15 protein-coding genes and 1 pseudogene are annotated in these 20,722 nt (G+C 75.0%); 8 read left to right on the top strand and 8 right to left on the bottom strand.

Features of this window, described 5'->3' with window-relative positions; all coding sequences use genetic code 11:
- Nucleotides 1-61 precede the first annotated feature (61 nt).
- Nucleotides 62-946 (bottom strand): alkaline phosphatase family protein, encoded by an 885-nt coding sequence (locus BS72_RS30000; protein ID WP_078901748.1) that lies wholly within the window; start codon nt 944-946, stop codon nt 62-64.
- Nucleotides 947-1,377: 431 nt separating this feature from the next.
- Here BS72_RS30000 and BS72_RS29995 point away from each other — a divergent pair, with 431 nt between their 5' ends.
- Nucleotides 1,378-2,577 (top strand): EfeM/EfeO family lipoprotein, encoded by a 1,200-nt coding sequence (locus BS72_RS29995; RefSeq protein WP_051951830.1) that lies wholly within the window; start codon nt 1,378-1,380, stop codon nt 2,575-2,577.
- Nucleotides 2,574-3,947, top strand: coding sequence for a Dyp-type peroxidase (locus tag BS72_RS29990; protein WP_078901747.1), 1,374 nt, complete (start codon nt 2,574-2,576; stop codon nt 3,945-3,947). Before BS72_RS29995 ends, BS72_RS29990 begins: the two co-directional genes overlap by 4 nt.
- A 90-nt stretch (nt 3,948-4,037) precedes the next feature.
- On the opposite strand, the gene BS72_RS29985 is transcribed toward BS72_RS29990, so the two are convergent.
- From BS72_RS29985 to BS72_RS29970, 4 genes are all read right to left on the bottom strand, one after another.
- On the bottom strand, nt 4,038-4,940 hold the full coding sequence (locus BS72_RS29985) for a helix-turn-helix domain-containing protein (protein ID WP_063836168.1): 903 nt from the start codon (nt 4,938-4,940) through the stop codon (nt 4,038-4,040).
- A gap of 111 nt (nt 4,941-5,051) precedes the next feature.
- A complete protein-coding gene (locus tag BS72_RS29980; protein ID WP_037914988.1) occupies nt 5,052-5,288 on the bottom strand; it encodes a DUF397 domain-containing protein in 237 nt (78 codons plus the stop codon).
- Nucleotides 5,289-6,025: 737 nt separating this feature from the next.
- Entirely contained in the window at nt 6,026-7,939 is a 1,914-nt protein-coding gene (locus BS72_RS29975) for an alpha-galactosidase (protein WP_232792575.1), read from the bottom strand.
- Between the two features lie 491 nt (nt 7,940-8,430).
- The gene (locus tag BS72_RS29970) at nt 8,431-10,569 is read right to left on the bottom strand and encodes a CBM35 domain-containing protein (RefSeq protein WP_037914987.1); all 2,139 of its coding nucleotides are present in this window, start codon (nt 10,567-10,569) and stop codon (nt 8,431-8,433) included.
- Nucleotides 10,570-10,916: 347 nt separating this feature from the next.
- Here BS72_RS29970 and BS72_RS29965 point away from each other — a divergent pair, with 347 nt between their 5' ends.
- Nucleotides 10,917-12,071: an ROK family transcriptional regulator gene (locus BS72_RS29965; RefSeq protein ID WP_037914985.1), complete on the top strand. Its 1,155-nt coding sequence runs from the start codon at nt 10,917-10,919 to the stop codon at nt 12,069-12,071.
- 175 nt (nt 12,072-12,246) lie between these two features.
- Nucleotides 12,247-12,741 (top strand): DUF1269 domain-containing protein, encoded by a 495-nt coding sequence (locus tag BS72_RS29960; RefSeq protein WP_037914983.1) that lies wholly within the window; start codon nt 12,247-12,249, stop codon nt 12,739-12,741.
- Between the two features lie 284 nt (nt 12,742-13,025).
- Here BS72_RS29960 and ligD read toward each other — a convergent pair whose 3' ends face one another.
- On the bottom strand, nt 13,026-13,925 hold the full coding sequence (ligD, locus tag BS72_RS29955) for a non-homologous end-joining DNA ligase (protein ID WP_037914981.1): 900 nt from the start codon (nt 13,923-13,925) through the stop codon (nt 13,026-13,028).
- A gap of 39 nt (nt 13,926-13,964) precedes the next feature.
- Here ligD and ku point away from each other — a divergent pair, with 39 nt between their 5' ends.
- Together ku and BS72_RS29945 are read left to right on the top strand one after the other, a co-directional pair.
- On the top strand, nt 13,965-14,909 hold the full coding sequence (gene ku / locus BS72_RS29950; protein ID WP_037914980.1) for a non-homologous end joining protein Ku: 945 nt from the start codon (nt 13,965-13,967) through the stop codon (nt 14,907-14,909).
- Nucleotides 14,910-15,159: 250 nt separating this feature from the next.
- Nucleotides 15,160-15,873, top strand: a complete 714-nt coding sequence (locus tag BS72_RS29945; protein WP_037918307.1) for a GNAT family N-acetyltransferase — start codon at nt 15,160-15,162, stop codon at nt 15,871-15,873.
- A gap of 81 nt (nt 15,874-15,954) precedes the next feature.
- On the opposite strand, the gene BS72_RS29940 is transcribed toward BS72_RS29945, so the two are convergent.
- Entirely contained in the window at nt 15,955-17,385 is a 1,431-nt protein-coding gene (locus tag BS72_RS29940; RefSeq protein WP_037914977.1) for a dihydrolipoyl dehydrogenase family protein, read from the bottom strand.
- Between the two features lie 239 nt (nt 17,386-17,624).
- On the opposite strand from BS72_RS29940, the gene BS72_RS29935 reads away from it, so the two are divergent.
- Together BS72_RS29935 and BS72_RS29930 are read left to right on the top strand one after the other, a co-directional pair.
- Nucleotides 17,625-18,221, top strand: a complete 597-nt coding sequence (locus tag BS72_RS29935; RefSeq protein WP_037914976.1) for a histidine phosphatase family protein — start codon at nt 17,625-17,627, stop codon at nt 18,219-18,221.
- A 221-nt stretch (nt 18,222-18,442) separates the two neighbouring features.
- Nucleotides 18,443-19,002 (top strand): annotated as a pseudogene (locus BS72_RS29930) (DoxX family membrane protein).
- A gap of 791 nt (nt 19,003-19,793) precedes the next feature.
- Here BS72_RS29930 and BS72_RS29925 read toward each other — a convergent pair.
- Complete coding sequence (locus BS72_RS29925) at nt 19,794-20,702, bottom strand: Gfo/Idh/MocA family protein (protein ID WP_198546036.1); 909 nt, start codon at nt 20,700-20,702, stop codon at nt 19,794-19,796.
- Between the last annotated feature and the right edge of the window lie 20 nt (nt 20,703-20,722).

Genomic DNA, 20,722 nt, shown 5'->3' with positions numbered 1-20,722 from the left:
GCCGTTCGCCCCGGCGGACGCGGCCGGGCGGGTGGGCGTACCACCCGCCCGGCGGACGCGTTCAGGAGGTGGTGCTCCAGATGTCGCTGATCGGGGCGAGGCCGGCGCTCTTGCCGACGGCCTGGAGGCCGTACATGGACTCAAGGGTGGCGAGCAGGTTGTAGTGGTTGACGGTCTCGCTGTAGTGGCCGGTCTTCACGCCCTGGCCGACGATGATGGTGGGGATCTGGTTGTTCTCGGTGTAGTCGTCCTCGTCCCAGGTGACCACCAGCAGGCTGTTGTTGGCCTTGGCCCAGGTGGCGTAGGCGGACAGGTGCGAGTTGAGCCAGGTGTCGGCCGCCGGGATGGTGCCGTCGTGCATGTCGTCGTTGAGGTTGGGGATGACGAACGACAGCGTCGGCAGCTTGGAGTAGTCCGTCGGGAAGGCGGTCATCGGCTGCTGGTCGGCGGCCGGGATGTTGCTGAAGTTGACCCACGGGGAGTGCTTGCGCGCGTACTTGCCCGAGGTGCAGGTGGTGGAGCCGGCCGAGGGCAGGCCCTCCGAGTAGCCGGTGAACGTCTTGCCCGCGGCGATGAGTTCGGAGCCGAGGTTGGCCGCGTTGCCCTCGCTGACCGGGCAGGTGTCGGCGCTGAGCCCCTCGGTGCTGCCGCCGAACAGGGCCATGTAGTTGGGCTCGCTGGGGTGCGTGACGCCGAACGAGCCGGTGAGCAGGGCACCCTGGCTTGCCAGGCTGTTGAAGTAGGGGGCGCTGGAGGTGTTGCCGATGATGTCGGCGTAGGAGTGGTTCTCCTCCATCACCACCACGACGTGCGAGGGGGTCGGCACGGTCGTCGCCGCCTGCGCGGATTCGGACCCGCCGAACCCGACACCAGCCGCCACCGCGGCGCCGGTCAGCGCCAGTGCGGCGGCCGCGGCGGGCAGGGACCAGCGTTTGCGTACTGCCATGGTTCCTCGTCCTTCGGGGGAAGGGGGGCGCCCGGAAGGCGGGCCCCCGGGGGACTCGCCGGCCTTCGCCGGGAAGGCCGTTGGAGGTGGTGCTGGGTGCCGCGTGGAGCGGTCAAAGTGTGGCGGCCCAAGGGGTCGCGGGAAGGGCCAGCCAGTCAAGGGATGGTCAAATAACGTCCTGGTGAGCGGGGTTGGAGCGGCATTCGGCAAGGCTCACATCCTGTTCACCGGCGAGTCATGGACACGCCATCGCCTGGCGGTTCTGAACCCGCACCGTGCGGCTGACACCCCGCACCCCGCACCCCGCACCCCGCACCCCGCCCGGCTCCGAACGATCACCCGCCGCCCGCCGCCCGTCCGACCCCCGGCGGCCCCGTCCGACCGCCGCCCCGTCCGACCGTCCGCGCCCGCCCGCCCGCACCGGAGTCGCCATGCGCCCCTTCCCGCGCCGCCCCGCCACCCGGCGCGTCCGGCTGCTGCTGGGCGGCCTCGCCGCCGTCCTGGCCGGACTGCTGTCGGTCACCGGCTCCACCGTCCTCGGCCAGGGCGGCGGCAGCCACGGCGGCCCGCTGACCGTCACCGCTTCGGCCTGCGGCAGTCCGGCCCGGCACCTGGCGGCGGGTCCGGTGGCGTTCGAGGTCACCGACCGGGCGCCCGGGTTCGCGCAGGTCTACCTGGTCAGCCAGGACGGCGCGCTGGCCTACGCCGAGATCCCGTGGCTGGCGTCGGCGCACACGCTGCCGCTGACCGGCACCCTCGGCGCCGGCCGCTACGCGGTGCGGTGCGTGCTCAGCGACGGGACCGTCCGCACCTCGCGGCCCTTCCAGGTCACCGGCCGCACCACGGGCGCGCTGCGCGGCTACCGGCCCCTGCCGGACCTCCAGTTGACGCCCGCGGTGCAGCGGTACCGCGCCTGGGTCGACGCGGCGCTGCCCGGCCTGGTGCGGGCGGCCCGGACGCTCTCGGCCGACCTGGACCGCGGCGACCTCCGGGCCGCCCGCGCCGACTGGCTCCCGGCCCACCTCGACTACGAGCGGCTCGGCGCCGCCTACGGCTCCTTCGGCGACTTCGACGGCGCGCTGGACGGGGCGCCGGGCGGGCTGCCGAAGGGCACCGCCGACCCGTCCTGGACCGGGTTCCTGCGCATCGAGTACGGACTGTGGCACGGCCAGTCCGCCGCCGGGCTGCGGCCGCTCGGCCGGCGCCTGGTCAGCGACGCCGAAGCCCTGGCCAAGGACTTCCCCAGCGAGGACATCGACCCGGGGAACCTGCCGCTGCGCACCCACGAGATCCTGGAGAACGCCCTGGAGTTCCAGCTCAGCGGCCGCCGCGACTTCGGCAGCCACACGGTGCTGGCCACCCTCGACGCCAACGCCCAGGGCACCGGCGAGGTGCTCGCCGTCCTCGCCCCGCTCATCACCCCGCGCGATCCGGGCCTGCTGGCACGGTCCCGCTCCGGGCTGACCGCCCTGCGGTCCGCGCTGGCCGCCGACCGCGCCCGCGCCGGCGGCTGGCCCGCACCCGCCGCGCTGCCCACCGCCGAGCGCGCGGGGCTCGAAGCGCGGCTGGACGGGCTCCTCGAACAACTCGCCAGAGTCCCCGACCTCCTCGCCTCCAGGAGCTCCGCATGACGACCGGCTCCGAGCCAGCCGCCACCCCGCCTGCCGGGAACCCCTCTCCCGGAAGCCCCTCCGCCGAGGGCCCGTCCGACGCGAACGCCCCCGTCGAAGGCTCGCCCGACGCGGGCGCGCCCAGCAGGACGGCACCCGCCGGAGCGCGGCCCGTCGGCCGCCGCTCCTTCCTGCGCGGCGCGGCGGCCGGCGCGGGCGGCGCCGCCGCGCTGGCCGTTCCAGCCACCGCCGTGGCCGCGTCGCCCGGCGGCGCCCGCCGTGACCGGCGCATCCCGTGCGAGGGGCCGCACCAGGCCGGGATCACCACCCCCCAGCAGAGCGCGGCCACCTTCGTCGCCCTGACCTGCACCGCTGCGGACCGGGCCGCGCTGGAGGCGCTGCTGCGCACCCTGACCGGCCGGATCAGGGCACTGACCGCCGGCGGGCCGGTGCCCGCCACCGACCTGGCCTCGCCCCCGGCCGACAGCTCCACCCTCGGCCCGTCGGCGCCCTCCGACGGTCTGACCGTCACCGTCTCGGTCGGCGCGTCCCTCTTCGACGCGCGCTACGGGCTGGCCGCCCGCCGCCCCGCCCGGCTCACGGCCATGCCGGTCTTCCCCGACGACGACGTGGCCGGCTCCACCGAGCTCCACGGCGACCTCGGCCTGCAGATCTGCGCGGACTCCCGGGACACCGTGATGCACGCGCTGCGGGACATCGCAAAGCACACCCGGGACGGCATGGTGCCGCTGTGGAAGGCGGACGGCTTCCGGCCGGAGGCCCGCCCGGCCGGCTCTCCCCGCAACACACTGGGCTTCAAGGACGGCACCGCCAACCCGGACGTGGCCGACCAGCGGGTGGCGGACGAGCTGGTCTGGACCGCCGGCGGCACCGGCGGCGAGCCCGGCTGGACCAGCGGCGGCTCCTACCAGGTGGTGCGGATCATCCGCACCCTGGTCGAGTTCTGGGACCGGGTCTCGCTGCACGAGCAGGAGGTGATGATCGGGCGCCGCCGCGACTCGGGCGCCCCGCTCGACGGCCGCCGCGAGACCGACCAGCCGGCGTACGGCAAGGACCCCGAGGGGCGGATCACCTCGCTCGACGCGCACATCCGGCTGGCCAACCCGCGCACCGCCGCCACCGAGGCCCAGCGCCTGCTGCGCCGCAGCTACACGTACGACCGGGGGCTCGACACCGACGGCAACCTCGACGTCGGGCTGCTGTTCTGCTGCTACCAGCGCAACGTGCGGCGGCAGTTCCAGGCCGCGCAGGAGCGGCTGGCCGGGGAGCCGCTGGTGGACTACGTCTCGCCGGTCGGCGGCGGCTACTTCTTCGCCCTGCCGGGGTTCGGGCCGGGGGCGGACTTCCTCGGTTCCGGGCTGCTCGCCTGAGCACGCGCGGCTGGGGCGGCGTCACCGGCGGGGCAGCCGCACGGCGCCGTACCGCCGGCACGGGCGGGGCCGCGCCGCGCGGCGTACCGGTCACGTGTACCGCTTGAGCGTCTCCTCCAGCATCGCGCGGCTCTCGGCCGGGGTGGCGGCCAGCGCGCTGAGCTCGTCCAGCGCGGCACGGTAGCGGTCCACGTCGTCCAGCCGGTCGAGGTAGACGGCGCTGGTCATGTGCTCCAGGTAGACCACGTCGGGCAGGAAGCCCTGGGCGAACCGCAGGTAGCTGACGGCCGTGCCCGGGGTGGCGGCGGCACTGGCCGTGTAGGAGGCGATCTGCAGCCGCACGCCGGGCCGGCGGAGGACGTCGATCAGGTAGACGAGCTGATCGTGCATCACCTCGCGGCCGCCGACCGGGCGGTGCAGCACGCCCTCGTCGATGAGCGCCCAGAGCACCGGGGCTCCCGGCCCGCTCATCCGGCTCTGCCGCTCCTGGCGCAGGGCGACGCGCTGTTCGATCTCCGCGGGCGGTGCCAGCCGGTGGCCGCTCTGGACCACCGCGCGCGCGTACGCCTCGGTCTGGAGCAGACCGGGCACGAACTGGGTCTCGTAGGTGCGGACCACATGGGCGTCGCGCTCCAGGCCGATCAGGTTCTGCAGCCAGTCCGGCACCACCTCGCCGTAGGGATGCCACCAGTCCGGCCGGGCCGACCGCTCGGCCATGCCGACGATCTCCTCGCGCTCACGCGGGTCGACCTTGTAGAGCTCCAGCAGGTCCGCCACGTCACGCGGTTTGAGCGTGACGTTCGCGGTCTCCATGCGGCTGATCTTTGACGCGTGCGCCCTGATGTGGCGGCCGGCTTCCACGGGCACCAGGCCGCGGTTCTCGCGCAGCGCCCGCAGATAGTTGCCGAGCACCCTGGACATGGCCTTCGCACCCATGTCCGGGCGGCGTTCGAGTAGCTGTATGGGTGAGATGAGCTGCGGCGACGCGGACATGCGGGCTCCCGAAAAAATCTGGACGGGTCAGTATTGCACCCGAGAGCCCGCATTGGCTGCCCAACGACGTTGTTTATGGGCCTACTTCACGTTCCGTAGACCCCAGGGCCGTCAGCCGGTGAACGGGTCGAAGTCCCCGTCCTTGGCGCCTCCGACGAACGCGGTGATCTCGGCCTTGGTGTAGACGAGCGCCGGACCGTCCGGAAAACGGGAGTTGCGCACCGCGACGTCTCCGTTGGGCAGTTGCGCGACCTCGACGCAGTTGCCGCTCTGGTTGCTGCGACCGCTCTTGGTCCACCGGACGCCCTGGATAGCACTGGCCTGCACGCCGTTGTCGAACTGCTGCATGGGGGATCACTCCTCATTGGGTGTCTCTTGAACGCCAGCTTCCGCTTGCGTCGCACCATTCACGATAGAGACACAGCCGCCCTCCGCGCACTTGCTGCTGCAATTTCCCATGCAATTGCAACGCGCAGACTCCGGAGGCGGTACTGTCGTGGCGACGTGACCTGACGGGCACCACGGGTCCCGTCGGGCCTGGCGCTCCCTCAGGTGCCGGGTCCGGACACCACGCGTCGGCACCCGTCGTACGAGGGAACCACCTGGCTGACCGCCCCACCGTCAGGCAGGAGAAGCCCTGGTCGGACGGGGCGTCACCGCACGTGTGACGCACGGCGGCCGGGTACCCGAAGGGCGGGTTCCCCCGCGGGCCTCGGCCGGAAGCGTTCGGCCGGAGGCCCTCGGGGCGCACCGGCAGAAGGGCGGCGCTCCCGGCTTCGGCCGGACCAGCGGTGTCCCGAGCACCCGGTCGCCCGCCGGCAATTGCACCGTCCGCCTGCCGCCGACGGCGCTCGCGCGCAGGGGCGTTGGTCCCACTTCCGGCCAACGGCGCTGCGGGAGAGGGGCGTTCGCGGTTCCTGTGGGCGCCGGCCGATCGGGACCGGTGGCAGGCGGCCCGGCCGCCGCAGACGGGACGGCCGGTGGTCCGGCTCAGGGGGCTGGATCACCGGCCGGCCGCCGTGTCCCGGCGGCGCAAGGCGGTCGGGCGGGCAGTGGACGCCCGCCCGGCCGCCGGTTCACCCGGTTCAGCCCGCGTGGACCGCCGCGACCCGCTCCACCTCGACCAGGATCGCCTGCTGCGGGTTGAGGGAGGGCATCGGCAGCCCGGCCGTCGCCAGCACCGCGCCGGGCAGCTCGGTCCAGCCCTCCAGGGCCGACGGCAGCCAGCTCGGGTGCGCGGCCTGGTGGAACGAGGGCAGGCCGAAGTCGCGGCGCACCCGCAACCGGTAGCGGGCGTCCGGGTCCAGTCCGGGCAGCGTCACCCGGCCGGACTGCGCCTCGGCCGAGGTGACCGTCCTGGCCCAGCAGTACAGCGCCGCCGAACCGTCCTGGGCGACGACCCCGTGCAGCAGCCGCGCCTCGTCCTCCAGGTCGGCGCGCACGGTCCGGCCGGTGTGCAGCAGCGGCCGCAGCTCGCGGTAGAGCGCGCCCCAGGCGGTCAGCCGCTCCAGCTCCTCCTCGGAGCAGGCGGTGAGGTCCTGCTCGACGCCGGCGTGCCCGAACAGCGCCGTGGCCAGCCGGAAGGTGTCGACGGTGACGCGGGCGGTGGTGTGGCTGCGGGCGCCGCCGACGTGGCTGCCGGAGAGTTCGGGCGGCAGCAGCTGGCCGGTCCAGCGCTGGATCGCCTGGCGCTCGACGGGGTCGTTGCAGTCCGAGGCCCACACCCGGTCGGTCCGCGCGAGGATGCCGAGGTCGACCCGGCCGCCGCCGCTCGCGCAGCTCTCGATCTCCAGCGCCGGGTGCCGCTCCTTGAGGGCGTCCAGCAGCCGGTAGAGGGCCTCGACCTGGGCGTGCGAGGCGGGCCGGTCGGCCGGGCCGTGCACGGCCTCGTGCAGCTCCCGGTTGTGGTCCCACTTCAGGTACGCGATCGGGTAGGCGGTGAGCAGGTCGTCCAGGGCGCCCAGCAGGTAGCCGGACACCTCGGGGTTGGCCAGGTCCAGCACGTGCTGGTGGCGGGAGGGGAAGCCGGGGCCGGCGGCCGGGGCCAGCACCCAGTCGGGGTGCGCGCGGGCCAGCTCGGAGTCGAGGTTGACCATCTCCGGCTCCACCCACAGGCCGAAGTCCATGCCGAGGTCCCGGACCCGGTCGGCGAGCGGGCCCAGGCCCCGGGGCCACACCTTCGGGTCGACGGTCCAGTCGCCCAGGCCCTTGGTGTCGTCGCGGCGGCCGGAGAACCAGCCGTCGTCCAGGACGAACCGCTCGACGCCCACCCGGGCCGCGCGTTCGGCCAGCTCCAGCAGCCGGTCGAGGTCGTGGTCGAAGTAGACCGCCTCCCAGCTGTTGAGGATCAGCGGGCGGGGGCCGGCCGGGTGGCCGGGACGGGCGCGCAGGTGCTGGTGGAAGCGGTCGGCGGCACCGTCCAGGCCGTCGGCGGACCACACGAAGTGGACCCGCGGGGTGCGGTACGACTCCCCCGGCGCGAGCCGGATCTCGCCGGCCCGCAGCAGCTCCCCGCCGCCGAGGACGGCGGCGTGCACCCCGGCGCCCTCGGGCAGTTGCTCGGCGAGGTAGCGCTGGTCGCCGCTCCAGGCCACGTGGACGGCCCACACCTCGCCGTCGCGGAAGCCGAATCCGGGCCGGCCGGCGGCGAGCAGGTAGGGCGAGCCGGCGCCGGGCTTGCCGCGGCGCACCTCGCGGGCGTGGGTGCCGTGGAACAGGGTGGTGCGCTGCGGGCTGCGCTCTCGGCTCCACTTGCCGGTGAAGTCCAGCAGTTCGGTGGCGCGGCGGGGCAGCGGCAGCAGCAGGGCCGCCCCGGCCAGGTCGTAGGGGCCCGGGTCGGCGTCCGGCCGGCGGGTGAGGACGGCCTCGGCGGTGAGCACCCCGTGCGGGTCGAGGGTGTAGGTGAGGGTGATGTCCAGGCCGGCGCCGTCCTCGGCCAGCTCGATGGTGATCCGGCCGCCGCCCTCGGGGGCGGTCTCGTGGCCGGCGCGGGTGAGCACCGGGCGGGGGCGGCGGCGGTGCCGTCGAGGTGGCCGTGGTGGCCGGGGGTGCCGGACCAGCCGTCGGACTCGGTGGGCCAGACGGTGAACCGGCGGGCCATGTCGGGGGCGTTGTTGAGCACGGCCGGGTCGGCGGTGCGGGCGAGCGCGGCGAGGTCGGCGTCGGTGAGGTCGCCGAGGTCGGCTCCCCAGTGCAGGACTCGGGGCACCGGCTCGGCCAGTTCGACGGCGAAGCAGGTACCGCCCGCCCGCAGGCTGACGGTTCGGGCGGAGGTGGTGGGCATGAGGGAGTCCTCCCTTTCACAACGGTCGCGTCGAGCGGACCGGAGCGTGGTGCGGCCCGGGCGGGGGTGCCCAGGCGGAAGCAACTGCGACGGCGCCGGCTCGCGGGTTCGCCGCCCTCGGAACGTACCGTTCCGAGGGCGGCGGATTCGAGTAACTTTGCCGACCCCGTCAGCGATCGGACCGGCGGCCGGGCCGGCCGTACCAGGTCAGACGGTGATTCGGTCGAGATCGGGGGCGTTGCCGCCCGGGTTGCCGACCGAAACGGTGTTGACGCCCGCGTCGAGGTGGACGGCCACGGTCATGGACTGGGCGGTGCTCCAGTCGTTGTCGTTGCTGCCGGCCACCGGGACCTGGACCGCGGTGCCGTCGACGGTGAGCACGGCGACGCGGCTGGAGTCGCCGTCGACGTAGTCCAGCCGCAGCAGGTAGGTGCCGTCGGCCGGGGCGGTGACGTCGCTGATCGTCACGGAGTCGCCGCTGCCGCCGAGGTTGCCGACCTTCTTGCCGCCGGAGCAGCCGGAGCAGCCCGCGACACCGGCGGAGCCGGCGAGGGTGTTGCCGGGTGCCTCGGCCTCGTAGGCGGTGGGCCCGCCGGCGGCCGGGGTGGTGACGGGGACGGCCGCGCTCGGCTGGGAGGCGCGCCCCTTGGCGTCATGGGCGACGACGGTGAACGTGTGGCCGGTGGCGGGGGCGAGCCCGCCGACGGTGGCGGTGGTGCCGCTGGTGGTGGCGACGGCCCGGCCGCCGGAGTAGACGGTGTACCCGGTCGTGGCACTGCCGGTGTTGACGGGCTGCCAGGCCAGGGAGACGCTGCCGGGCGTGGAGGCGGTGCCGTGGACGCCCAGCGGGGTGCCGGGGGCGTCGCCGTGCGCGGCCGGGGTGAAGGTGAACAGCCGGGAGCCGTGCGGCGGCAGCTGCTCCGTCAGGTGGCCGGACACGGTGCCGAGGTCCTTGCGGCTCCACAGGTCGCGGACGGCCGCCCGGCCGGTGATGCCGAGGTCGGAGAAGTCGGCGGTGACGTCGCTGTAGCCGGCGCCGAGGTTGAACAGGGCGACGGTGTAGCTGCCGTCGGGGTTGCGGGTGTACCAGGTCTGCTGGTCGGTGGCCTGGCTGACCGGGCGGGCCGGGCGGCCGGCCTGGTCGACGGCGATGACCTCGTCGTCGGTGAGCAGCTTCAGGCCGTAGGAGTCGAGCTTGGTGAGGTCGTCGCCGGTGTAGAGCGGCGCGGACTCGATGGCCCACAGCGTCTCGTAGCTCTGCCGTTCGACGTCGGTCAGGCCGTCCATCGGCCCGACGCCGACGTCGAGGGAGTCGAGGTTGTTCCAGTTCCCGGGTCCGGCGTCGTCGATCCAGGGCACGACGTCGTCCCAGCGGCCCTTGACCGAGTTGTCCCAGGTGACGAGGGTGTCGCAGTAGCACTCGACGTCGGTGTCGACGCGCCAGCCGTCGGCGTCGGCCTGCCACGTGGCGGCCTGGGTGTGGCTGAGCGACCAGGACAGGGTGAGCTGGATCGGGCGCCCGGTGGCCTGCAGGGCCGCGTGCCAGGCGTTGATGTCGGGGACGTTGTCGTGGGCGGCGTCGCCCTGGCCGGAGCCGGGTCCGACCCCGTCGATCTTGAGGAAGTCCACTCCCCAGGAGGCGAGTTCGTCGGCCTCCGAGTCGATGTACTTGACTGTGCACGGGCTGGAGAAGTCCAGCTGGTAGGAGACGTCGTCCCAGCCGCTGGTCTTGCGCAGGTCGGGGTAGACGATGTCCTTGGTGGTGCAGCCGGGGGCGCCGTAGATCGGCGTCCGCCCGTCGTTGTAGGCGTCCTGGTAGAGGCCGACGGCCAGGTAGACGCCGAACTTCAGCCCCTTCTTGTGGAGTTGGTCGCCGAGGTACTTCATGCCGTGCGGGAACTTCTTGGTGTCGGCGGTGGGCCGGGCGTAGGCGTCGGAGACGGTGGTGCCGTTGTCGACGTTCCAGCCCGCGTCCACGTTGACGTAGTCGTAGCCGTGCTGCTTGAGCTTGGCGGAGAGGACGTCCGCCTGCTGGAGGACGTGGTCCTCGGTGAGCCAGTTCTCGCCGCCGAAGCCGGGGAAGTTGGTGGACTCCAGGCTCCAGCTGCTCCAGCCCATGTACGGCTTGGCCGCGGAGGCGGAGGCGGAGGCGGAGGCGCCGGCAGCGGTGCCGGCGGCCGTCGCGGGGTGGCTCTGCGGCGGCGCCGCGGTGGCGGAGGTGGGCACGAGGAGGGCCGCCGCGAGGGCGGCGGCCGCGGCGACGGGGAGCGCGAGGGTGCGCAGCGTGCCGCCGGCGCGGCCGAGCGGCTGGAGCGGAGGTCGTAGGGGTCCTGCGGGACGGATCATCGGTCACTCCATCTCGGCGCGGCGGCACGGCCGTTCGGGCCCGGCGGGGTCGGCCGCCTTGAGTGGGATGCGTGTGGGATGCGTGCGTGGCGGTCGGCGCCGGCCACCACGTCGCGGAGCGCGGCGAATGTAGCCAGAGTTTCCTTCCGTCGTCAATATATTCTTCGCAGGTCGACGGCCAACCGACCGTCGTCCGGCTGCCTTTCAAGCGGTGTGACACGACGGCGCCGACATCGTCCGAGCTGCTCGGACGGCGGAATCAGCACGGCCCGCACGGAGTTGAGGCCAGAAGCTCCGGGTCGGGCGGGCGGCTTCCTTCCTTTCCGGAGGAAATGTAGTGTCGGTCCATGAGCCTCGCCGACCAGCCGCCGGCCGCCGCGCTGGTCTTCCAGACCCTCCTCGTCCACGGCCCGCTCACCCGGGCCGAGGTGGGGCGGCGCACCGGCCTGTCGCCTGGCGCGGTCACCAAGGCGGCGACCCCGCTGCTGGCCGACGGCTGGATCACCGACCTGGGCCGGCCGGCCGCCGGGCAGGCCAGCGGGCGTCCGGCCACCCTCGTCGCGGTCCGGCCCGAGCGGGCCCGCGTGGCGGGCGTCAAGATCACCGGCGACGAGCTGATCGGCGTGCTGGCCGACCTCACCGCCCGCTCGCTGGCCACCGCCCGCGCGCCCTTGCGCTCGCGCGACGTCGGCACCGTCGTCCAGGCCGTGGCCCGGTTGGTGGAACGGCTGCACGAGCAGGCCGGCGGCTCGGCGGCCGAGCCGCCGCACGGTGTCGGGGTGACCGTCTCCGGCGACGTGGACGGCCGGGCCGGCACCGTGCGGTACTCGCCGTTCCTGGACTGGCGGCGGGTGCCGCTGGCCCGGCTCGTGGAGGAGGCCACCGGGGTGCCCGCGGTCGTGGACAACGACGTGCGCGCGCTGGCCGTCGCCGAGCAGTGGTTCGGCGCGGGGGTCGGCCTCTCCTCCTTCGCGCTGGTCACCGTCGGCGCGGGCATCGGCTGCGGGATCTTCGTGGGCGGACAGGTGGTCTCCGGCGCCCACGGGGTGGCCGGCGAGCTCGGCCACCTCCCGGTCGGCGGCACCGACCGGGTGTGCACCTGCGGCAACGCCGGCTGCGTGGAGGCGGTCGCCTCCACGCACGCCGTCACCGAGCAGGCCCGGCAGGCGGCCGGCGACCCGGCGCTGACCATGGCCCAGGCGGTGCGCCTGGCCCACGCCGGGCACCCGGCGGTACGCGAGGTCTTCGCCCGCGCCGGCCGGGCGCTCGGGCTGGCCCTGGCCTCGGTGGCCAACCTGATCGGCCCCGAGCGGATCATCATCTCGGGTGAGGGCGTGGCCTCGTACGACCTGTACGAGGACGAGATCCGCGCCGCCTTCGCCGCCCGCGCCTTCGGCGCCGCCGCCGCGTGCGACCTGGTCGTCCGGCCGCTGCCGTTCGAGGAGTGGGCGCGCGGCGGCGCGGCGCTGGCCGCTCGGCGGCTCTTCGCCCCGGCCCGGTAGGCACCGGCGGCGGAACCCACCCGCCAGGCCTGGCACGGCGGTTGGGTCCGGGTGGCCGAGAGCCGGGCACGCGGCGGCGGGAGGGCGCCGTGCGGCGGGGCACCGCACCGCGTGCCGGAGGGACAATTCAGACATAGGGTGCAACCTGTCGCCCACCGGCTTCCAGGAGGACCTGATGTCCGAGCTCATCGTGATCGGCTACGACGACCACAAGACCGCCGACGACGCCTACACCGCGGTGCAGAACCTCCAGAAGGACTACGTGGTGAACCTCAACGGGCTCGCCGTGGTCACCGTGGACGCCGAGGGCAAGACCCACGTGGACACCCCGAGCCGGATCGTCGGCGTCTCGGCGGCGTCCGGCGCCCTGTGGGGCATGATCTTCGGCTTCCTCTTCCTCGTCCCCGGGCTCGGCCTGCTGGCCGGCGCCGCCATGGGCGGCCTCTTCGGCAAGCTGGGCAAGTCCGGCATCGACGACTCCTTCCGCGACCAGGTGCAGGAGATGCTGCACCCGGGCGGCGCGGCCGTGGTGATCATGGCCTCGAAGATCACCGAGGACAAGTTCGCCGACGCCATGCAGCCCTACGGCGGCACCATCCTCAAGACCTCGCTCAACGACGAGGACGAGAAGGAGCTGGCGGCACACCTGGGCGCCCGCGGACAGCAGTAGGAGGGGGGACGCCCCGGCGCGCCGGGGCGGGCGGCCCGGTCCTCGCCCCGCCGAGGCGGACGGCCCGCCCGGCGCCGCGTCCGGGCGCGGACAGCACCGGCGGAACACCTCGCTCCCCCGGCGACGCCCCCGGGCGCACTCCCCACATCCGGCACACCCGGCACGCTCAGCGCACCCGGGCACATCCGGGCGCATCGGCACCCCGGCCCGCCCGGAGCACCCCGCGCATCCCGCGTATCCGGCGCACCCCGCGTATCCGGCCCACCCCCGCTCCGCGGCCCGTCTCAGCCCGGCAGCGCCGCCTCGGCCGCGGGGTCGAGCAGCCCGGCGAGCAGGTCGCCGGCGCGCTCCAGCCGGTCCGGCATCCGGTCGAGGGTGAGCCCGGCCGCGAACTCCGCGCCGCCCGGTTTCCGCAGCTCCTCGACCTCCTCCCACGCCAGCGGCGCCGAGACGGTGGGACGGGGCCGGGCCCGTACGGTGTAGGGGGCGGCGGTGGTCTTGCTGGCGGAGTTCTGGGACCAGTCGATGAAGACCCGGCCGCGCCGGTCCGCCTTGGCCATCCGCGCCACCACCCGCGAGGGCTCGGCCCGCTCCAGCTCCGTGGCGATCCGCCGCGCGTACCCGCTGGCGGCGCGCGAGGTGGCGCCGCGCAGCCCGGCCAGCAGGTGGAGGCCCTTCGAGCCGGTGGTCTTGGCCCAGGCGGTGATGCCGTCGGCGGCCAGCCGCTCGCGCAGTTCCAGGGCGACGCGGGCGCAGTCGGCGATGCCGGCGCCGGGACCGGGGTCGAGGTCGAGGACCAGCCGGTCGGCGCTGTCCGGATCGGCCGTCTTCCACTGCGGGGTGTGGATCTCGACGCACGACAGGTTCCCCGCCCACACCAGCGTGGCCAGGTCCGCCACGTCGACCTGGGACATCAGCTCGCCGCCGCTGCGCACCCGCTCGGTGGTCCGCACCCAGTCGGGTGTGCCGGCGGGCGGGCGTTTCTGGAAGAACCGCTGGCCGTCCACGCCGTCCGGGGTGCGGACGAAGCTCGCCAGCCGTCCGCGCACGTGCGGCAGGAGGACGTCGGCGGCCGTCACGTAGTAGTGCAGCAGCTCCCCCTTGGTGGTGCCGGTGGCCGGCCACAGCACCCGGTCGAGGTGGCTGAGGGTGATCCGGCGCCCCTCGACCTCGGTGATCGGCATACGATTAAGATCCCATAGGCTGACAAAAAGGACATTCCTATGCGCAGTGTCTGGACCGGGAACCTGGCCTTCGGGCTCGTCTCGATACCGGTCAAGCTCGGCTCGGCCGTCAGCAGCCACCGGATCGGCTTCCGCCAGATCCACCGGGAGGACCAGGGGCGCGTCCGCTACCAGAAGACCTGCGAGCTGGACGGCGAGGTACTGGAGACCGCCGAGATCGGACGCGCCTACGAGACGCCGGACGAACGCCTGGTGGAGGTGAGCGACGCCGACCTCAAGGCGCTGCCGCTGCCGACCGCGAAGACGATCGAGGTGACCGGCTTCGTGGACGTGGGCTCGGTGGACGCGATGCAGCTGGCCACGCCGTACTTCCTCGCCCCCGCCTCCCCAACGGCGCACAAGCCGTACGTGCTGATGCGCCAGGCGCTGGCGGAGTCGGGCAAGGCGGCGGTCGGCAAGTTCGCCATGCGCAACGCCGAGCACCTGGCCCTGGTCCGGGCCCGCGGCGACGTGCTGCTGCTGCACACGCTGCGCTGGCCGGACGAGCTGAACGCGCCCGCCGACTCCGCGCCCAAGGGCCGGGTGGCGATCAGCGACTCGGAGCTGAAGCTCGCCGACACGCTCATCGACACCCTCGGCGAGGCCGACCTGGCCTCCTACCACGACGAGTACGCGCAGGCGGTGGAGGCGCTGGTCGCCGCGAAGCTGGAGGGCGCGGAGCCGCCCGCCGCCGCGGAGGAGCCCGGCGGCCAGGTGGTGGACCTGATGTCGGCGCTGCGGGCCTCGGTGGAGAAGGCCCGGCCGGCCGAGGACGGGTCCCGTCGCGGCGGCCCGGCCGCCGGGGGGCGCGGTGGCGCCGGGAGGACGGCCGGCAGGGCCGCGCCCGGGAAGCCGCGGAAGACGACCGCGAAGAAGGCTGCGGCCAGGAAGAAGCCGGCGAAGGAGCCGGCCAGGAAGGCGGCGCCGCGGCGCAAGGCGGGCTGAGACCCGAGAGGGCCGGGCAGGGCTGCGTGGGGCGGGGCGGGCACCTCGCGACGGGCCGGCGGGATGGGCCGCCCGGGCGATCCGTGGCGGCCGATGCCGGGCAGCGGGATTTTCCGGGGCCGGGTCGGACGTTGTCCCCATGAGCCGCGCGAGGGCCGCGCGAACGAAACGGAGTGAAACGCCGCCGATGTCGACCAGCCTCCAGCCCCCGTACGACCCGCTGCCGCCCGTACCGGCCTTCCCCCAGGCGATGGCACCCGCCGTTCGGGAGGCCGCGGCGCGCGGCGGCCACGTCCTGGACAGCCCGGTCTGGACGGCCCTCGGCGGCGCCCACCGCCACCTGGGCGTGGAGCTGGGCCTGGCCCGGCGCTACAGGGACGAGGTCGCGCCGTTCGCGGCGCTCTCCGACGCCGCCGATCCGCGCGCCTGGACCGATCTGGCCGAGCTGGTCGGCCCCGGCGGCACGGTCACGCTCGTCGGGGTGGAGCAGCTGCCGGAGGGCTGGAGCGGCGAGCCCATCCAGGGCGTGCAGCTGGTCGCCACCACCGTGCGGGGCGAGCGCGACGCCGAGGCCGTGGCGCTCGGCGCGGCCGACGTCCCGGAGATGCTGGACCTGGTGGCCCGCACCCGGCCCGGCCCCTTCCGGCCGCGGACCGTGGAGACCGGCTCCTACGTCGGGATCCGCCGCGGCGGCGAGCTGGTGGCGATGGCCGGCGAGCGGCTGAGCCTGCCGGGCTGGACCGAGATCAGCGCGGTGTGCACCGACGCCGGCCACCGCGGGCAGGGCCTGGCCGGCCGGCTGGTGCGGCACGTGGCGGCCGGGATCGGGGCCCGGGGCGACACGCCGTTCCTGCACTCGGCCGCCGAGAACCCCGGCGCGATCCGGCTGTACGAGGCGCTGGGCTTCACCCGGCGCCGCGCCACCGTCTTCCACCTGGTGACGGCCCCCGGCGCCGCGGGCTGAGCCCGCGGCGCACGGGGTACCCGGAGCCGCGCGCAGGGCGCGCTCAGCGGTGGAAGCCGCGGGGCGCGCCGTACCGCCGGCTCAGCCGCGCAGCGTCTCCAGCAGCCGCAGCCACACCTCGCTGATCGTCGGGTAGGCCGGGACCGCGTGCCACAGCCGCGCCACCGGGACCTCGCCGGCCACCGCGACCGTCGCGGAGTGCAGCAGCTCCCCGACGCCCGGTCCGACGAAGGTGACGCCGAGCAGCACCTGCCGGTCGAGGTCCACCACCATCCGCGCCCGCCCCCGGTAGGAGTCGCCGTAGAGGCTCGCGCCGGACACCTGGGCGAGGTCGTAGTCGACCACCCGCACCCGCGCCCCGGACCGCTCCGCCTCCGCCGCGGTGAGCCCCACCGAGGCGATCTCCGGGTCGGTGAAGACGACCTGCGGCACCGCCGCGTGGTCGGCGGTGGCCACGCAGGAGCCCCAGGGCGCGTCGTCCACCGGCTCGCCCTTGGCCCGGGCGGCGATGGCCGCACCCGCCATCCGCCCCTGGTACTTGCCCTGGTGGGTCAGCAGCGCCCGGTGGTTGACGTCGCCGGCCGCGTAGAGCCAGCCGTCCGCGACGGCCGTCACCCGGCAGGTGTCGTCGACCTCCAGCCAGCCGCCCGGGGTGAGCCCCACCGTGTCCAGGCCGATCCCGCCGGTGTGCGGATCCCGCCCGACGGCGAAGAGGATCTCGTCCGCGCTCAGTTCACCGCCGTCGTCCAGGCCCACCCGCACCTGGCGGCCCTCCCGCACGGCGGAGGTGACCGACACACCGAACCGCACCTCGGCCCCGGCCTCCCGCAGCGCGTCGGCCGCCAGCTCCCCGGCGAACGGCTCCATCCGGGCCAGCAGGCCGCCGCCGCGCACCAGTACGGTGACGCGCGCGCCCAGCGCCTGCCATGCGGTGGCCATCTCCACGGCCACCACGCCCCCGCCGACCACCACCAGGCTCTCCGGCACCTTCTTGGCGCTGGTGGCCTCCCTGCTGGTCCAGGGCTCGACGTCGGCCAGCCCGGGGAGGTCCGGCAGCGCCGCGGTGGTGCCGGTGCACACGGCGACCGCGTGCCGGGCGGTCAGCCGCACCGTGCCGCCGTCCGGCGTGTCCACCACGACCTGGCGCGGGCCGTCCAGCCGGCCCCGGCCGCGCACCAGGTCGATGCCGGCCGACTCCAGCCAGGCGACCTGGCCGTCGTCCTTCCAGTGCGAGGTGAACTCGTCGCGCCGGGCGAGGACCTGCTCGGAGTCCAGCGGCCCGGCCACCGCCCCGGCCAGGCCCGGCAGCCGCCGCGCGTCGGCCCGGGCGATCACCGGCCGCAGCAGCGCCTTGCTGGGCATGCACGCCCAGTAGGAGCACTCGCCGCCGGCCAGTTCGCTCTCCACGATCACGGTGCTCAGCCCGGCCGCGCGGGTGCGGTCCGCCAGGTTCTCCCCGACCGGTCCCGCTCCGATGACGACTACGTCGTAAGGGCGGGGTGCGTCGTTCATTCCGGCTCCTGTACTGGTCGCTTGGCCGGTCCGGCGCGGACCGGCCGCCACGGGAGCGGCGCCGGGCCGCGGGCGTGCCGGCCGGCGGGGGCGCCCGCACCTCATCGTACTGACGGTGCGTGAGGGGAAGCCTTTCGCACCGCTGGCTGTTCACCGAACGGCGGCACGCACCGAACCCCGGCGGACGTGCCGTTTATGATCGCCGGGGGGAACGCGCACGGCGCAACAGGAGGTGTCCTATGGGTGAGCTGGTCCTGATCCGGCACGGCGAGACCGAGTGGACGCTGTCGGGACAGCACACGAGCTACACGGACCTGCCGCTGACACCGGACGGCGAGGAGCAGGCCCGTTCCCTCGCCCCGCTGCTGGCCTCCCGTCACGTCTCCTGCGTCATCGCCAGCCCCCTCCAGCGCGCCCAGCAGACCGCGAAGCTGGCCGGTCTGGACCGGGTGCGGGTCGACCCCGACCTGCACGAGTGGGACTACGGCGGCTACGAGGGCGTCACCACGCACGACATCCACCGCGGCCGTCCGGGCTGGGACATCTGGGCCGACGGGGTCGCGCCGGGGCCGGAGGGCCACCCGGGGGAGACCCCGGAGCAGGTCGGCGAGCGGGCCGACCGGGTGCTGGCCCGGGTGGAGGCGGCGTTCATCAACGGCGACGGCGGCGACGTCGTCCTGGTGTCGCACGCGCACTTCCTGCGGGTGCTCACGGCGCGCCGCCTGGGGCTGCCGCCGGCCGACGGCGCCCTCTTCCAGCTCGCCACCGGCACCGTCAGCCGGCTGGGCGTCGAGCACGGCCGGCACGTGCTGACCGCCTGGAACCGGCAGGCCTGACCGTACCGGCCCGGCCCCCTCTCCGAGCCGCGCGCCGATCGCCCCCCGCCCGCCTCACCGAGCCGCGCGCCGATCGCCGCGGGCCGCCCCGCCGGCCGGTCACGGCGGGCCGCGGGTCCCCCGAACGGACCCACCCGGCCGGACGGACCGGCCGCACCCGCACACACTGGGCAGGACGGGGTCCGCGCGCCGGGCCGGGCCCGGGACGGAGAGGTGCGGTCATGGCGTCGTCCGACTGCCGCAAGGACCTGGGACTGCTCGCGCTGCGGCTGGGCGCGGGGTCGGTGCTGTTCGCCCACGGGGCGCAGAAGCTGTTCGGCTGGTTCGGCGGGGGCGGTCTGGAGGCGACCTCCGGGGCGATGGAGCACATGGGCTTCCGGCCGGGCAAGCCCGCCGCGCTGGCCGCGGGCCTGGGCGAGGCGGGGGCGGCGCGCTGCTCGCCCTCGGGCTGGCCACCCCCGCGGCCGGTGCGGCGGCGGCCGGCGCGATGGCGGGCGCGGTCACCGTGCACGTCCCGGCCGGCTTCTTCGCGATGTCGGGCGGCTTCGAGTACCCGGCGTTCCTGGGCTGGACGGCCGCCGCCCTCGGCCTGGCCGGCCCGGGGCAGTACTCCCTGGACTCGGTGACGGGGCACTGCATGGACCGCCCGTGGGTGATCGTCTCCGCGTTCGCCGCGGCCGCGGCCGCCACGGCCGCGGTGGTGACGGTCCGCCAGCGGGCCGTGGCGCAGGACGCCCGGGCGGCGGCGCTGGGCGGCGGGTTCGGCGAGGAGGACGTGTAGGGCCCTCCCGCCGTCAGCACTCGGCTGCCGCGCGCTCACCAGCGGCCTCGAACGACCAGCCCGAGGACGACCGGCGGGAAGCGGTTGGCACACTGGGCCGGTCAACAGCCGACACGGAAAGGACGATGCCGCGTAGACGGCCGTCCGAGCTCCGCGCCGCCGGCACCCGGCGGAGCAACCGACCACCAGCCCGCCGCGCGCCGGGGCTGCCCGCGCCGCCGGCACTCTCGCCGCGGCGGTCGTCCTCCTGGAACACCAGCGGCTGTGGCCCGGCGCGGTCGCGCAGGCCCTGCGGGAGTGGTCCCGGACAGCCCGCCGGCCGGCGCTCGCCCTCTCGGGCGGCTGCGGGTGCCCGCTGTGCCACCCCGTCCACTCCAGCGAGGAACACTCGGTCCTCGAAACCGCTCTGCACGCGCTCCCGCCGCGACCCGCCCGTGAACTACGGCGCGCGGTCGAACCCCTTGACGACCTCTCCCTCCCGCGAAGCCGGCCCGACCCCTTCGCTCCAGCCGACGACGGATGGTGGGCACGCCGAAGCTGCGGCTGACCGACCGTCCAGGACCCGGCGCGAGCCGGGCGGGCGTCGCCCCCCGGATCTTCGGCGGGGTGGAGCCGCCGCCCGCGACGAGGGCAGCCTGGACGTCCACGAGCGGGGTTTCCGGGAGGGGCCCGGCGCCACTTCGGTGTCGGCTCCGCGGACCCGTGCGCGAGCCCGGCGGCTTGGCGGCCGCGGTGGTCCCTCGGGGCACCGGAACCCGGTGAGCCCTCGCGGTCACGGCGCCGGCGGTGGATCAGGCGCGGGTGACCGGCTCTCCGGTGATCTCGGCGACGATCCGCTCGCACAGCTCGTGGGTGCGCAGCGCGTCGCGGCCGTCCAGCACGGTGCCCTCGCGGACGGCGTCGAGGAAGGCGAGGGTGATCTGCTCGATGCCGCGCTGGCGGGCCACGGGCACCCAGTCGCCGCGCCGCCGGAGGGTCGGCTGGCCGCGGTGGTCCACCACCTCGGCGAGGTTGAGCACCTGGCGGCGGGCGTCGGCGCCGCTGACGTCCAGGCTCTCCTCGGTGGAGCCGCTCATCCGGTTCATCGAGCCGATCGCGGTGAAGCCGTCGCCGGACAGGTGGAGCACCACGTGGTGCAGCAGGCCGTCCCGCACCCGGGCGGATACCAGCACCTGCTCGACCGGGCCGGGGGCCAGGAAGCGGAGGGTGTCGACCACGTGCACGAAGTCGTCGAAGACCACCGTGCGGACGTCCTCGGGCAGGCCCACCCGGTTCTTCTGCATCAGGACCAGGTCGCGGGGGTGGTCCAGGCACTGCGTGTAGCCGGGCGCGTAGCGGCGGTTGAAGCCCACCATGAGGGGCACCCGGCGCCGCTCGGCGAGGTCCACCAGCGCGCGGGCGCCGTCGGCGTCGTAGGCCAGCGGCTTGTCGACGTAGAGCGGCACGCCGGCCTCGACCAGCCGGGTGCCGATGGCGACGTGGTCGCCGGTCGGGGCGTGGACGAAGGCGGCGTCCAGGTCCGCGGCGAGGAGGTCGTCCAGGGTGGTGTGCCGGTGCGGCAGCCGGTGGGCGTCGCCCACCGCGTGCAGGGTGGCCGGCGTGCGGGTGTGCAGGTGGAGCTCCAGGCCGGGTTGGGCGGCCAGCACGGGCAGGTAGGCCTTCCGCGCGATGTCGCCGAGCCCGATGACGCCGATCCTCAACGGTGCCCTGCCGCGTGCCA

The sequence above is a fragment of the Actinacidiphila yeochonensis CN732 genome (assembly GCF_000745345.1).
GTDB classification, from domain to species: domain Bacteria; phylum Actinomycetota; class Actinomycetes; order Streptomycetales; family Streptomycetaceae; genus Actinacidiphila; species Actinacidiphila yeochonensis.
The sequence above is the reverse complement of the archived record's forward strand: the minus strand, read 5'-3'. Positions and strand labels throughout refer to the sequence as shown.

What these genes read in the sequence shown, in the direction of transcription:
- BS72_RS30000 (WP_078901748.1), bottom strand. Translation starts at nt 946, where the DNA reads ATGGCAGTACGCAAACGCTGGTCCCTGCCCGCCGCGGCCGCCGCACTG.
- BS72_RS29995 (WP_051951830.1), top strand. Translation starts at nt 1,378, where the DNA reads ATGCGCCCCTTCCCGCGCCGCCCCGCCACCCGGCGCGTCCGGCTGCTG.
- BS72_RS29990 (WP_078901747.1), top strand. Translation starts at nt 2,574, where the DNA reads ATGACGACCGGCTCCGAGCCAGCCGCCACCCCGCCTGCCGGGAACCCC.
- BS72_RS29985 (WP_063836168.1), bottom strand. Translation starts at nt 4,940, where the DNA reads ATGTCCGCGTCGCCGCAGCTCATCTCACCCATACAGCTACTCGAACGC.
- BS72_RS29980 (WP_037914988.1), bottom strand. Translation starts at nt 5,288, where the DNA reads ATGCAGCAGTTCGACAACGGCGTGCAGGCCAGTGCTATCCAGGGCGTC.
- BS72_RS29970 (WP_037914987.1), bottom strand. Translation starts at nt 10,569, where the DNA reads ATGATCCGTCCCGCAGGACCCCTACGACCTCCGCTCCAGCCGCTCGGC.
- BS72_RS29965 (WP_037914985.1), top strand. Translation starts at nt 10,917, where the DNA reads ATGAGCCTCGCCGACCAGCCGCCGGCCGCCGCGCTGGTCTTCCAGACC.
- BS72_RS29960 (WP_037914983.1), top strand. Translation starts at nt 12,247, where the DNA reads ATGTCCGAGCTCATCGTGATCGGCTACGACGACCACAAGACCGCCGAC.
- ligD (WP_037914981.1), bottom strand. Translation starts at nt 13,925, where the DNA reads ATGCCGATCACCGAGGTCGAGGGGCGCCGGATCACCCTCAGCCACCTC.
- ku (WP_037914980.1), top strand. Translation starts at nt 13,965, where the DNA reads ATGCGCAGTGTCTGGACCGGGAACCTGGCCTTCGGGCTCGTCTCGATA.
- BS72_RS29945 (WP_037918307.1), top strand. Translation starts at nt 15,160, where the DNA reads ATGGCACCCGCCGTTCGGGAGGCCGCGGCGCGCGGCGGCCACGTCCTG.
- BS72_RS29940 (WP_037914977.1), bottom strand. Translation starts at nt 17,385, where the DNA reads ATGAACGACGCACCCCGCCCTTACGACGTAGTCGTCATCGGAGCGGGA.
- BS72_RS29935 (WP_037914976.1), top strand. Translation starts at nt 17,625, where the DNA reads ATGGGTGAGCTGGTCCTGATCCGGCACGGCGAGACCGAGTGGACGCTG.